Genomic DNA, 12,376 nt, shown 5'->3' with positions numbered 1-12,376 from the left:
CGACGCCGGCCTTGCGCAGCCGGGTCGAGAAGCGGAAGCGCCCGGCATCCGCCGTGCGAGGTCGATCGTGCATCTTCGCGGGCTGATCCGGATGCGTTTCTGACCCCGCACCGCGGGTGGGGTGCGTTTCTGGCCCCGCACCCGGAGTCGCGCCGCTCGAGCCGACGGCATCCGTCCCGCTCATGCGAGGCGCTCCGCTGCGGCCTCGCGGGCGGCCTTCGAGGCAGGGGATGCGGCGCCGATCCGCCAGTATCCGCAGAAGCTGACGAGGTTCTTGTCGACGCCGCGCTCGCCGACCAGGTGCTTGCGGACCCCCGACGCGAGGGCCTGCTCGCCGGCGGCGTAGGCGTGGAATGGCCCGTCAGGGAGCATCGTGTCGCGCAGCGCGGCGAGGGCGAGCAGCCCGGGGTCGAACTCGTGGGGCCGGGTGATCCAGATCACGTCGACGCCCGCGGGTCGCGGGAACTCGAGGGCGTCCTCGCTCGAGGGCACCTCGATGATCGCGACGCCGGACGCGGACGACGGCAGCGACGCGCAGATCGACGAGATCGCAGGCAGCGCGGTCTCATCGCCGATCAGGAGCACGCGGTCGACGCCGCGCTGAGGGTTGAACGTGAGCCCCTCGTCGATGACGAGGACGTGCTCTCCCGGCGCGCAAGTCTCGGCCCAGCGCGAGGCCGGTCCCGCGGTCCCCTCGGCTGCCGACCCGTGGAGCACGAAATCGACGTCGATCTCGGCGCCGGCATCGGCAGTCGCCGGCCGGTACGCGCGGACGCTGTAGTTGCGCATGACCGGGCGCTCGCCGTCGGGGATACGCAGGAACTTCAGGTATCCGAACATCCTGTTCGCCTTGGCCGGCACCCGCTCGAGCCCGGCGTCGCCGCCGATCGGGAGGAACAGCCGGAACCACTGGTCGTAGCCCATCGCGCGGAACTTCTCGATCTCGCCGCCGCCGAGCGTGACTCTGATCCAGTGCGCGGAGAGCCGCTCGGTGCGCTGCACGGTGAGGTGGATGAGGCCGGCCGTCTCGGGCTTGACCAGTTTGCTGAACGCCATCAGGACGCCTTTCAGGGGAGCTGCCAGGGGAAGAACGAGAGGAAGATCACCGCGGATGCCGCGAGGCTCACGGCGATGAAGACGATGTCGCGCGCACGGAACGGCACCAGGTGGCGCTCGGTGCGCGTCGTGTGGGCGCCGAAGGCGCGGGAGTCCATCGCGAGGGCGACCCGCTCGGCGTGACGGATCGCGCCGGCGAGCAGCGGCACGATGTAGCCCCAGCCGCGGGCGATCCGTGCGAACGGGCCGCGCCCGCCGTGGTGCCCGCGGACGCGGTGGGCGGCGCGGATCACCGAGAGCTCGTAGCCGAACCGGGGCACGAAGCGGAAGGCCGCGAGTGCCGTGTATCCGATCCGGTACGGGACCCGCAGCTGCTGCACGCTGGAGCGGACGAGGTTCGGCCCCGTGGTGGTGAGTCCGCCGATCAGCGCGAGGGAGAGGATCGCGCCCAGGCGGAGCGCCGTGGCGAAGCCGATCAGGAGGGCGCCCTGATGCAGGGTCCAGTCGCCGATCGTCAGGATCGGGGAACTGGCGCTGACGAGCTCGGCATCCACCCAGAGCGAGAAGCCGAACGCGATCGCGAGGATGCCGAGCGGCACCGCGAGGAAGAGCAGGGCGGCCGTGCGATGCGTGAGCCGCGCCCCGATCAGCAGCGTGATGTAGCCGAGCGCGAGGAACGCCGCGGGTGTGGCGAGGTCGCGGACGAAGATGAGCAGCAGCATCGCGGGGGCGACGCCCGCGACCTTGGAGAGCGGGTTCAGCGCGTGGAGGAACTGTCGCGGCGCGGCCGGGGCGGCGTCGGCGTACGGGTCGAAGGTCCGCATGCTCATCCGATCGCCGCCAGCATCCGGTGCAGCGCCGGGAGACGGAGACCGGCGGACGCGAAGACGCGCTCATCGTGGAGCAGGTCGGCTGTGGGCCCGGCGGCGTGCACGCGGCCGGCGGCGAGCACCACCGTGTGCGTGGTGTGCTCCGCGACCAGCTGGAGGTCGTGGGTCACGATGACGATCGTGGTCCCCTCGGCGCGAAGGCCCTGCAGGATGTCGAGGAGCTCGGATGCTCTGGCCCTGTCCTGCCCGAAGGTCGGCTCGTCGAGTGCGAGCACCCGGGGGCGCGCGATGAGGGCGGTCCCCACCGACAGCCGGCGCTTCTCGCCACCGGAGAGCAGGAACGGATGCACGTGCGCCTTGTGCGCGAGCCCGAAGCGCTCGAGCATCTCCGCGACGCGGGTCTCGATCTCCTGCGGCGGGGTGTGCCGCAGGCGCAGGCCGTGGGCCAGCTCGTCGAACACGGTGTGCGCGATGAACTGGTGCTCGGGGTTCTGGAACACGAAGCCGATCCGGTTCGCGAGCTCGCGGGGCGTGGCTGCACCAGGGTCGATCCCGTCGACGGTGACCCGGCGCCTCGGCGGCGGCACGACGCCGGCGAGCGCCTGGATGAGCGTGGTCTTGCCCGCGCCGTTCGCGCCCACGATCGCGGTCAGGGTGCCGGGGTCGATGTCGAGATCGAGCCCGTGCAGGATCTCGGTCCGCCCGCGGCGGACGGTGAGCCCGCGCGCCCGGATGATCGGAGCGGCTTCGTCGGTCGAGAGCGCGGAACCCCCGGTCGTCGCGCGAAGGGCCCGCCTGGTCGTTGAGCGATCGAAGCGAGGCGAAACGCCCGTATCTTCGGCCGGGAGCCGGGATTCCGATGGCGAGCCGAGCGCCGCGCCGAGTTCGTCCACCGTCAGCGGCAGCGGGTCGAGCGTCACCCCGGCATCCCGCATCCGCAGCGCAGTGAGGGTCGCGGCCGGCAGCCAGACGCCCATCGTCAGGAGCTCGTCGACGTGCTCGCGCAGGACCTGCGCGACCGGTCCGTCGAACGCGACCCGCCCCGCGGCGTCGAGCACGATCGCGCGGGTGGCGAAGCCCATCGCCGCATCGAGGTTGTGCTCGACCAGCACGATCGCGCGGTCTCCTGCGGCCACGACATCGGTGAGCGCCGCGTAGACGTCGTCGATCCCCTGCGGGTCGAGGTTCGCGGTCGGCTCGTCCAGGACGATCAGCGGCGACCCCATCGCGAGCGCGCAGGCGATCGCGAGGCGCTGCCGCCCGCCGCCGGACAGCCGGTCAGGGTTCTCGTCGCGTCGCTCCCACAGGCCGACCCGGCGCAGCGAGTCCTCGGTGCGGCTCTGCACGTCCTCGAGGGGCAGCAGCAGGTTCTCGGGGCCGAACGCGACCTCGTCGTACACCGAGCCGGTGACGATCTGCGCGTCCGGATCCTGGAACACCATGGCGACGTGGGTACTCAGCCGCGCGGTCGGCGTCGTCGCGGTGTCGAGCCCCCCGGCATCCACTCTCCCGGTCATCGTCGCAGGCACCGCGTGCGGGACGAGGCCGTTCAGCGCGAGTGTCAGGGTCGACTTGCCAGAACCCGAGGGCCCGAGGAGCAGCACCACCTCGCCGGCGTGGACGTCGAAGTCGACGTCGGCGGGCGAGGGGTGCCCGGCATCCGCGTGGGTGATCGAGAGGTCACGCACGCTGAGAAGGGGCGCGGATGAGCGCACGGCGAGCCTCGGGTCAGCGGACAGGAGATCAGCCGGTCAGGCTGATTCAACTTAGCCTAGCCTTACCTGACCTGCTCGGTAAGCCCGCGGGTGCGCGCTGTCCTGAGAGCCCGGTCAGGCCTGCGCCGCCACGGCATCCTGCGACGCCGCCCATGACGCGAGAACGCGCAGTCCCTCCGCAGACGGGGAGCCGGGCTCGGCGGTGTAGATGAGCAGCACATTGCCCGGCTCGGCGGTGAGCGCCAGCTCCTCGTAGGCGAGTTCGAGGTTTCCGACGACGGGGTGCCGGAAGCGCTTGGTGCCGGCACCGTGCGTGCGCACGTCGTGCGCCGCCCACAGGGTGCGGAAAGTCTCGCTGTGGGTCGACAGCTCGCCGACCAGATCCTGCATCGCCGTGTTGTGCGGGTCGCGACCGGCCTCCGCGCGCATCACCCCGACGCACATCCGGGCCATCAGATCCCACTCCGGGTAGAAGTCGCGCGCGGCCGGGTCGAGGAACTGGAAGCGCGCCAGGTTCGGCATCCGCCCGCCGTCGCCGATGACGGGGGAGTAGAACGCGCGCCCGAGCTCGTTCACGGCGAGCAGGTTCTGCTGCGGATCGCGGACGAATGCGACGGCCTCGGTGATCGCGGCCATCGCCCAGTGCAGGCTGGGGCGGGTGGCGGCGTGCCTGGCGGTCTTGCGCCGCTGGCGGCCGCTGGTCGGGATGCCGTCTGCGGACCTGGCCAGGTCGAACAGGTGTGCGCGCTCGGTGTCGTCGAGCTGGAGGGCGCGCGAGACCGCGTCGAGGACGGATGCCGAGGCGCCGGCGATCGTGCCGCGCTCGAGCTTCGCGTAGTACTCCACGCTGACGCCGGCGATCGTCGCGACCTCGCTGCGGCGGAGGCCCTCGACCCGGCGGTTCGACCCGGCGCTCAGCCCGGCCGACTCCGGGCTGACGCGCGCCCTGCGGCTCATCAGGAATTCGCGCACCTCGGATCGGTTGTCCATGAACAGCAGGTTAGACCGGGCGTCGCGGCCGTGGGGTGCCCTGCCGGTACACGCTTGCGCAGGGACTCCCGCGTTCGTGCAGACAGGGGGAAGGTTGATCCCATGACCACCCCCGCCCCGACCGTCCGCAGGATGCTCCCCGCCCTCCTGCTGCTGCTGACCGTGTTCGGCCCGATCTCGATGGATCTCTATCTGCCGGCGCTGCCCGCACTCACCGTCGAGCTCTCCGCCGCGACCTCTGTGGCGCAGCTGACGGTCACGGCCTGCCTGATCGGGCTCGCCGCCGGGCAGCTCGCCGCGGGGCCGCTGTCGGACAGGTACGGGCGCCGCGGCATCCTGATCATCGGGATCGTGGCGTACATCGCGACCTCGCTGCTGTGCGCGATCAGCCCGACGGTCGAACTGCTGATCCTCGCGCGTCTCGTGCAGGGCATCACGGGCGGTGTCGGGATCGTGATCGCGCAGGCGGCGGGACGCGACGTGTACTCGGGCGCGAAGCTGATCCGGTTCTACGGTCATCTGACCGTGATCGGCGGGTTCGCCGCGATCGTCGGGCCGCTGCTCGGCGGGATGCTGAACACGTTCACCGACTGGCGGGGCCTGTTCGTGTTCCTCGCGGTGATCGGCGCCGGCATCCTCCTGGTCACCCTGCGGGTGTACGACGAGACTCTGCCGGCCGAGAACCGCACCACCGGCGGATTCGCCCGCACGCTGCACGACTTCCGCACGCTGCTCGCCGACCGGGTGTTCCTGGGGGCGATCCTGAATCAGGGCTTCCTGTACGCCGCGCTGTTCGCGTACCTCGCCGGCGCCACGTACGTGCTTCAGGACATCTACGGACTCTCCCCGCTCGGCTACGCGCTCGCCTTCGGAGCGAACTCGGCCGGGTACATGGTGTTCGGGTTCGCCGCCGGCCGCACGTCGGGGCGGTGGATGCGCGGCACCCTCGTCGTCGGGATCGCGGTGACCGCGGTCGGAGCCCTCGGCCTGCTGCTCGCCGGGCTCTCTCTCGCCGGAGGTGCGCTGATGCCGGTCTGGGTCGTGCTCGCCGCCCTCTTCGCCCTCGCCGTCGGCGTCGCGATCAGCTCGCCGCCGGCGACCACGCTCGCGCTCGCCGAGTATCCGCAGATCGCCGGCACCGCGTCGTCGCTGCTCGGGATGGTCCGGTTCGGGTTCGGCGGCGTCGCCGCCCCTCTCGTCGGGGTCGCGGGTGCGACCAGCATCCTCCCCCTCGGCATCGTGACCGTCGCCGCCACAGTGCTCGCCGCGATCAGCTTCTTCACCCTCATCCACCCGCACCGCGCGCCGCACCCGGCGCCGGCCGTCACACACTAGGAGAACCACCATGCGTGGAGTGGTCATGCACGCCCCCGGCGACGTCCGCACCGAGGACCTCTCGATGCCGACGATCATCGAGCCGACGGATGCGATCATCCGGGTCACCGCGACCTGCATCTGCGGGTCGGATCTGTGGCCGTACCGCGGCCTGGAGCCGCTGAGCGGGCCGACGCCGATGGGGCACGAGTACATCGGCGTCGTGGAGACCGTCGGCGCTGATGTGACGATGGTGAAGCCGGGCGACCACGTCGTCGGCTCCTTCGTCGCCTCGGACAACACCTGCGAGATCTGCCAGGCCGGGTACCAGTCCCGCTGCGTGCACCAGGTGATGATGGGCTCGGTCGGCACGCAGGCGCAGTACGCGCGCATCCCGCTCGCCGACGGCACGCTCGTCGTGACGCCCGGCGAGCCGCCCGCCGATCTGGTGCCGTCGCTGCTCGCTGCCTCCGACGTGCTCGGCACCGGGTGGTTCGCCGCCGTGGCCGCCGAGGCCGGGCCGGGCAGGACGGTGGCGGTCGTGGGTGACGGAGCCGTCGGGCTGCTGGGCGCGCTCGCCGCATCGCGGCTGGGCGCGGAGCGGATCATCGTGATGTCGCGCCATGCCGACCGGCAGGAGCTCGCGCGCCGGTTCGGGGCGACGGACATCGTCGAGGAGCGCGGCGATGAGGGCGTGGCGCGGATCAAGGAGCTCACCGGCGGACTCGGCGCGCACTCGACCATCGAGGCGGTCGGCACGCAGGAGGCGATGGATCAGGCGATCCGGGCCACTCGCGCGGGCGGGCACGTCGGCTTCGTCGGAGTCTCGCACGACGTCGCGGTCGACGGCCTCGAGCTGTTCTTCTCCAGTGTGCACCTGCACGGCGGGCCGGCTCCCGTGCGGCGCTTCCTGCCCGAGCTGATCCGGCTGATCTGGGACCGCGAGATCGACCCGGGTGCCGTGTTCGACCTCACGCTGCCGCTGGACGAGGCGGCCGAGGGCTATCGCGCGATGGACGAGCGTCGCGCGACGAAGGTGCTGCTGACCACGGACTGAGGAGCGCTGCGGCAGATCGATTCGTGCCGGTCTCCTCCCGACGCCACCATCACCTGGACCAGCCCCCTCGGCCGCACCTACACCGACCCACCACCACCCCGCCGCGTCGTATTCACCTGACACGGAGGTGCGAGCGAACGCCGAGCCGTGCTCATCACCATCCGCAGAGCGAGGCGTCGACGGACGCCCGGCCAGCTATCGAGCCCGCGCTACCGCCGCACGACCCCGGCCCGGCTCAGTGCCGACCCGATCGCCAGCCCGACCGCGGTCCAGGCGACAGGTCCGAGCACCGAGACGATGAGATAGGTGATCTGCGCCCAGAGGGCGAACTTGCCGAGGTCCACGGCGAAGAACACCACGACCGCGACGAACACGCCGATCAGGGCGGCCGACACGAAGAACCGCCATGCCCCCCACGAGCGGTAGCGGGTGAGTGCGGCGACACCCTCCTGGATCGCGCCGAACAGCAGCGCCGTGCCGATGAAGCGCAGCGACCAGGCAGGGTTGAACGCGCTTGAGATCAGCGCCGCGACCACGTGGGTGACCAGCGCGACGAGGGGCCGGCGCAGCACCTCCTGCGCGATGATCCCCGGCAGCACGTGCGAGCCGAGCACCAGGCCGTACGCCCACGGAGCCACCGCGATCACCACCGGGGTGGCGAGTCCCGCGATCCCGCCGAGGATCCCCGTCGCGACCCCGATCGCCGCGCAGATCAGCAGCACTCTGGTCGAGAGGACGGGGGAGGGGCGCACGTGACCCAGCCTACTGTCGGCGAAAGTCGCCGAGGCTGGGTCTTCGGCCACCACACTGTGCTGTGCCCGGTCGTCGAACGGGTGAGTTGAGCCTCCGCTGATCGCGTGATCGGCGCCGCTCGTCGCAGCAGACGCTCGGGGACCCCCCACAGAGGAGTCCCGTTCCTAAAGTGGGGGAACGCAACGTCGCGTACCCCGAGGAGACCCCCATGACCGCACCGGGCAGCACCGCACCCGACATCGTCACCGATCCGAAGCTTCCCCCCGTCGCCCTCAGCGACGAGCACCATCAGAACGCCAACCGCTGGACCCTGCCGAAGATCCTCATCTGGTCGGCGATCGCCCTGCTCGGAGCCGTGGCCTGGACCATGCTCGCGATCGTGCGCGGCGAGACCGTCAACGCGATCTGGTTCGTGTTCGCGGCGGTCTGCACGTACTTGATCGGCTACCGCTTCTACTCGAAGGTGATCGAGAAGTACATCACGCGCCCTGACGACCGTCGCGCGACGCCTGCCGAGGTCAAGCAGGACGGCAAGGACTACGTCCCCACCGACCGCCGCGTGCTCTACGGTCACCACTTCGCGGCGATCGCCGGCGCCGGCCCGCTCGTCGGTCCGGTGCTCGCCGCCCAGATGGGCTACCTCCCCGGCACGATCTGGATCATCGTCGGCGTCGTTCTCGCCGGCGCGGTGCAGGACTACACGGTCCTCTTCTTCTCGATGCGACGCGGCGGCCGCACGATCGGCCAGATGGCCAGGCAGGAGCTCGGCCGCATCGGCGGCACCGCCGCGATCATCGCCTCGCTGCTGATCATGCTGATCATCGTCGCCATCCTCGCGCTCGTCGTCGTCAACGCCCTCGGCGAGAGCCCTTGGGGCGTCTTCTCCGTCGCGATGACCATTCCGATCGCGATCTTCATGGGCGTGTACCTGCGGTTCCTGCGCCCTGGAAAGGTCACCGAGGTCTCGATCATCGGCTTCGTGCTGCTGATGGCCGCGATCATCGGCGGCGGCTGGGTCGCCGGCACCGACTGGGGCCAGGCGATCTTCCACCTCGACCGCACCACCATCGCGTGGGGCATCATCATCTACGGCTTCATCGCCGCGGTGCTCCCGGTCTGGCTGCTGCTCGCACCGCGCGACTACCTGTCCACGTTCATGAAGATCGGCGTCGTCGTGATGCTCGCCGGCGCGATCATCCTGGTGCGCCCTGAGATCACGGTTCCCGCGATCAGCGTGTTCGGCGAGAACGGGATGGGCCCCGTGTTCGCGGGTCCGCTCTTCCCGTTCCTGTTCGTGACGATCGCCTGCGGGGCGCTGTCGGGCTTCCACGCCCTGATCGCCTCCGGCACGACGCCGAAGCTCATCGAGAAGGAGCGGCAGTCGCGATTCATCGGCTACGGCGGGATGCTCATGGAGTCGTTCGTCGCGATCATGGCGCTCGTCGCCGCGATCTCGATCGACCAGGGCATCTACTTCGCCATGAACGCCTCGGCTGCGGCGACCGGAGGCACGGTCGAAGGGGCCGTCGCGTTCGTGAACTCGCTGGGGCTGACGGGCGTGAACCTCACACCCGAGATGCTCACCGGCACAGCCGAGGCGGTCGGCGAGGAGTCGATCGTCTCGCGCACGGGTGGCGCGCCGACCCTCGCGCTCGGTCTCGCGCACATCATGCAGCAGGCCCTCGGCGGCCAGGCGCTCATGGCGTTCTGGTACCACTTCGCGATCATGTTCGAGGCGCTGTTCATCCTCACCGCGGTGGATGCCGGCACCCGGGTCGCGCGCTTCATGCTGCAGGACTCGATCGGCGCCTGGTTCCCGAAGTTCCGTGACGTCTCGTGGCGCCCCGGCGTCTGGATCTGCACCGCGATCATGGTGGCCGGCTGGGGAGCGATCCTCATCCTCGGCGTCACCGACCCGCTCGGCGGCATCAACACCTTCTTCCCGCTGTTCGGCATCGCGAACCAGTTGCTCGCCGCGATCGCGCTCGCCGTGGTCCTGGCGATCGTCGCGAAGCGCGGGAAGAGCTACGTCAAGTGGCTCTGGATCATCGGGCTGCCGCTCGCCTTCACCGCGGTCATCACGATCACGGCGTCGCTGTACAAGATCCTCTCGCCCGTCCCCGGCATCGGCTACTGGGCGAACCACTTCAAGTACGTGGCGGCCCGCGACTCCGGCGACACGACGCTCGGCGCTCCCGAGGTGCTCGACGCGGTCATCCGCAACACCGCAGTGCAGGGCACGCTGTCGATCATCTTCGTCACCCTCGCGATCATCGTCATGATCGCGGCGGTCGTCGTGACAGTCAGGGCCATCCGCGACGGCGGCGGCGACGACACCGAAGACGCCCCTGTGGCCTCGCGGCGCTTCGCCCCGGCCGGCTTCCTGCCGAACTCCGCCGAGCGCGAGCTCGAGAAGCAGTGGGAGCCGATCCTCGCCGACGACCGCAGGGCCTCGCGTCACTGATGAGTGCGCGATGACGAACCGAACGGATGCCGCGGCCACCTCTCTGCGTGCGCTTCTCAGCGCCGCGGGGCGGGCGGGCCGCGGCATCCGCTGGTACATGACGACGCTGATGGGCGACACGGCGTACGCGACCTATGTCGCCCATCGGCAGCGTGAGCACCCCGACGAGGAGCCGATGACCGAGCGGCAGTTCTGGCGTCAGAAGATGGACGACCAGGACCGCAATCCCGGTGCCCGGTGCTGCTGACGTCCTTATGCTGAACGCATGACCGACGTCGTTCTCGCCGCAGCCCTCGGCGTGCTCGGCGGGATCGTCCTCACGGTGCTCCTGCTGCTCGCCCGCCGACTCGGCCGCGGGGCGGCCGACCTCGGCAGCGACTCCGAGCAGGGCGCGCTGCGCGCCCTGCACCAGGCGAGCCTCGCCGCCCCGCACCTGCGTGGCGGACTCGCGACGCCCGGTGTCGTGAGGGCCGCACGCCACCTGCGCGTGCTCCTCGGCAGCGCGGCGGTAGCGATCGTGAGTGCCGAGGGCTCGGTGTCCTTCGACGGCACGCCGGACGGTCTCGAGCCGGCCGCTCTCCGGATCGCGACACGGGTGACGGAGTCCGGCCGTCGGCAGGTCTTCCCCTCACCCGGCCGAGACGACGAGCTCGAGGCGGTCGGCGCGCCGATCCTCGTCGACGGGCGGGTCGTCGGGGTGGTCGTCGCGTTCGCCGCGCCCGTGCGCGCGGCGCTCGTGCGCGCGGCCGAGGAGGTCGCGGACTGGTGCGCGGCCCAGGTCGAGCTCGGCGATCTCGACGCCTCGCGCACCCAGCTCGCCGAGGCGGAGCTGCGCTCGCTGCGCGCGCAGATCTCACCGCACTTCATCTACAACGCGCTCACCGCGATCGCCTCCTTCATCCTGACCGACCCCACGAGGGCCCGCGAGCTCGTGCTCGAGTTCGCGGACTTCACCCGCTACTCGTTCCGCCGGCGGGGAGAGTTCACCACGCTCGCCGAAGAGCTCGGCAGCATCCACTCGTATCTCGAGCTCGAGCGCGCCCGCTTCGGCGATCGGCTGCGTGTCACCCTGCAGATCGCACCCGAGACCCTCGCCACCGTCATCCCGTTCCTGTCCGTGCAGCCTCTGGTCGAGAACGCCGTGCGGCACGGTCTGGAGCCGGGCGAAGGCGGAGGGGAGATCCGCATCAGCTCGCGCGGCGACGGCACGCACACCGAGATCCTCGTGGAGGACGACGGCGTCGGCATGGACCCGGATGCGCTGCGCGCCACCCTCACCGCCGGCGACGACGGGCTGCACGTCGGTCTCCGCAACGTCGACACGCGCCTCCGCCAGCTCTACGGCGCCGAGGGCGGGCTGGTCGTGGAGACCAACACGGGCGCGGGTACCCTGGTGCGCATGCGCGTGCCCAACTCGCAGCCGCTGAACGATCCGCTGCTCGACTCGGAGCGCCGATGATCGACGTGCTGGTCGCCGACGACGAGAAGCCGGCGCTGGACGAGCTCGTCCACCTGCTGCGCACCGACGACCGCATCGGCGAGATCCTCACCGCGGGCAGCGGCGCCGACGCGCTGCGCCAGCTGTCCGAGCGCGCCGTGCGGATCGCCTTCCTCGACATCCACATGCCGGGGCTCACGGGCACCGAGCTCGCGCGCGCCCTGCTCGCCCTCGCCCGGCCACCGGCCGTCGTGTTCGTGACAGCCGACGACGCCCGCGCCGTCGAGGCATTCGAGCTGCGCGCCGCCGACTACCTGCTGAAGCCGGTCAGGGCCGAGCGCCTGCGCAGCGCCGTCGACCGCGTGCTCGAGAACGGCGATGCCGCGGCATCCGGGGAAGACGAGATGCTCCCGGTCACGGTCGGATCGACGGTGCGGTTCGTCCGTCGCAGCGATGTGCACTGGGTGCAGGCGCAGGGGGACTACTCGCGGCTGCACACCGGCGACGGTGCGGGGCATCTCGTGCGCATCCCGATCTCGGAGCTCGAGACGCGGTGGGCGCAGGCAGGTTTTCTCCGCATCCACCGCTCGTCGCTGGTGCGCATCGCTGCCGTGACCGAGGCGCGTCTCTCCGGGGCCGAGCCGTCGGTCGCGATCGGCGAGCTGTCGCTGCCGGTCAGCCGGCGCCTGGTGCCGGCGGTGCGCGAGGCGCTCGTGCGCGGCGAGAGCATCCGATGAACGAGGGCCGGACGGGCGATGC

Annotated in this window: 11 protein-coding genes; 6 read left to right on the top strand and 5 right to left on the bottom strand. The window is 71.0% G+C overall.

The window, feature by feature from the left end:
- Positions 1 to 180: 180 nt before the first annotated feature.
- The 4 genes from IPV10_RS10175 to IPV10_RS10160 all read right to left on the bottom strand — a co-directional run bounded on the left by IPV10_RS10175 (position 181) and on the right by IPV10_RS10160 (position 4,591).
- Positions 181 to 1,056, bottom strand: coding sequence for a siderophore-interacting protein (locus tag IPV10_RS10175; protein WP_207483397.1), 876 nt, complete (start codon positions 1,054 to 1,056; stop codon positions 181 to 183).
- Positions 1,057 to 1,067: 11 nt separating this feature from the next.
- On the bottom strand, positions 1,068 to 1,886 hold the full coding sequence (locus IPV10_RS10170; protein ID WP_207483395.1) for an energy-coupling factor transporter transmembrane component T: 819 nt from the start codon (positions 1,884 to 1,886) through the stop codon (positions 1,068 to 1,070).
- The gene (locus IPV10_RS10165) at positions 1,883 to 3,601 is read right to left on the bottom strand and encodes an ABC transporter ATP-binding protein (RefSeq protein WP_207483393.1); all 1,719 of its coding nucleotides are present in this window, start codon (positions 3,599 to 3,601) and stop codon (positions 1,883 to 1,885) included. The genes IPV10_RS10170 and IPV10_RS10165 overlap by 4 nt, the downstream gene beginning before the upstream one ends.
- A 114-nt stretch (positions 3,602 to 3,715) precedes the next feature.
- Positions 3,716 to 4,591: a helix-turn-helix transcriptional regulator gene (locus tag IPV10_RS10160; RefSeq protein WP_207483391.1), complete on the bottom strand. Its 876-nt coding sequence runs from the start codon at positions 4,589 to 4,591 to the stop codon at positions 3,716 to 3,718.
- Between the two features lie 102 nt (positions 4,592 to 4,693).
- Between IPV10_RS10160 and IPV10_RS10155 the strand changes: the two genes are divergently transcribed.
- Positions 4,694 to 5,926, top strand: a complete 1,233-nt coding sequence (locus tag IPV10_RS10155) for a multidrug effflux MFS transporter (RefSeq protein WP_207483389.1) — start codon at positions 4,694 to 4,696, stop codon at positions 5,924 to 5,926.
- A gap of 10 nt (positions 5,927 to 5,936) precedes the next feature.
- Entirely contained in the window at positions 5,937 to 6,962 is a 1,026-nt protein-coding gene (locus IPV10_RS10150) for a zinc-dependent alcohol dehydrogenase family protein (protein WP_207483387.1), read from the top strand.
- A gap of 209 nt (positions 6,963 to 7,171) precedes the next feature.
- Here the strand turns inward: IPV10_RS10150 and IPV10_RS10145 are convergent, their stop codons facing one another.
- The gene (locus IPV10_RS10145; RefSeq protein ID WP_207483385.1) at positions 7,172 to 7,714 is read right to left on the bottom strand and encodes an ECF transporter S component; all 543 of its coding nucleotides are present in this window, start codon (positions 7,712 to 7,714) and stop codon (positions 7,172 to 7,174) included.
- Between the two features lie 209 nt (positions 7,715 to 7,923).
- Between IPV10_RS10145 and IPV10_RS10140 the strand changes: the two genes are divergently transcribed.
- Genes IPV10_RS10140 through IPV10_RS10125 form a run of 4 tightly spaced genes read left to right on the top strand, consistent with a single transcriptional unit; the run spans position 7,924 to position 12,354 of the window.
- Positions 7,924 to 10,179 carry a carbon starvation CstA family protein gene (locus tag IPV10_RS10140; RefSeq protein ID WP_207483382.1) on the top strand — a complete coding sequence of 752 codons (2,256 nt, stop codon included), beginning with the start codon at positions 7,924 to 7,926 and terminating at the stop codon, positions 10,177 to 10,179.
- Positions 10,180 to 10,189: 10 nt separating this feature from the next.
- Entirely contained in the window at positions 10,190 to 10,426 is a 237-nt protein-coding gene (locus IPV10_RS10135) for a YbdD/YjiX family protein (RefSeq protein ID WP_207483380.1), read from the top strand.
- An 18-nt stretch (positions 10,427 to 10,444) separates the two neighbouring features.
- The gene (locus IPV10_RS10130; RefSeq protein ID WP_207483378.1) at positions 10,445 to 11,638 is read left to right on the top strand and encodes a sensor histidine kinase; all 1,194 of its coding nucleotides are present in this window, start codon (positions 10,445 to 10,447) and stop codon (positions 11,636 to 11,638) included.
- The gene (locus IPV10_RS10125; RefSeq protein ID WP_207483376.1) at positions 11,635 to 12,354 is read left to right on the top strand and encodes a LytTR family DNA-binding domain-containing protein; all 720 of its coding nucleotides are present in this window, start codon (positions 11,635 to 11,637) and stop codon (positions 12,352 to 12,354) included. Before IPV10_RS10130 ends, IPV10_RS10125 begins: the two co-directional genes overlap by 4 nt.
- The last annotated feature ends 22 nt before the right edge of the window (positions 12,355 to 12,376 follow it).

The sequence above is a fragment of the Microbacterium sp. SD291 genome (assembly GCF_017355365.1).
Classification (GTDB): domain Bacteria; phylum Actinomycetota; class Actinomycetes; order Actinomycetales; family Microbacteriaceae; genus Microbacterium.
Note: the sequence above shows the minus strand (reverse complement) of the source record. Positions and strands in the feature narration are given on the sequence as shown.

Excerpts from the sequence above, each read along its gene's own strand:
- IPV10_RS10175 (WP_207483397.1), bottom strand. The coding sequence starts at position 1,056 with ATGGCGTTCAGCAAACTGGTCAAGCCCGAGACGGCCGGCCTCATCCAC.
- IPV10_RS10170 (WP_207483395.1), bottom strand. The coding sequence starts at position 1,886 with ATGAGCATGCGGACCTTCGACCCGTACGCCGACGCCGCCCCGGCCGCG.
- IPV10_RS10160 (WP_207483391.1), bottom strand. The coding sequence starts at position 4,591 with ATGGACAACCGATCCGAGGTGCGCGAATTCCTGATGAGCCGCAGGGCG.
- IPV10_RS10155 (WP_207483389.1), top strand. The coding sequence starts at position 4,694 with ATGACCACCCCCGCCCCGACCGTCCGCAGGATGCTCCCCGCCCTCCTG.
- IPV10_RS10150 (WP_207483387.1), top strand. The coding sequence starts at position 5,937 with ATGCGTGGAGTGGTCATGCACGCCCCCGGCGACGTCCGCACCGAGGAC.
- IPV10_RS10140 (WP_207483382.1), top strand. The coding sequence starts at position 7,924 with ATGACCGCACCGGGCAGCACCGCACCCGACATCGTCACCGATCCGAAG.
- IPV10_RS10135 (WP_207483380.1), top strand. The coding sequence starts at position 10,190 with ATGACGAACCGAACGGATGCCGCGGCCACCTCTCTGCGTGCGCTTCTC.
- IPV10_RS10130 (WP_207483378.1), top strand. The coding sequence starts at position 10,445 with ATGACCGACGTCGTTCTCGCCGCAGCCCTCGGCGTGCTCGGCGGGATC.
- IPV10_RS10125 (WP_207483376.1), top strand. The coding sequence starts at position 11,635 with ATGATCGACGTGCTGGTCGCCGACGACGAGAAGCCGGCGCTGGACGAG.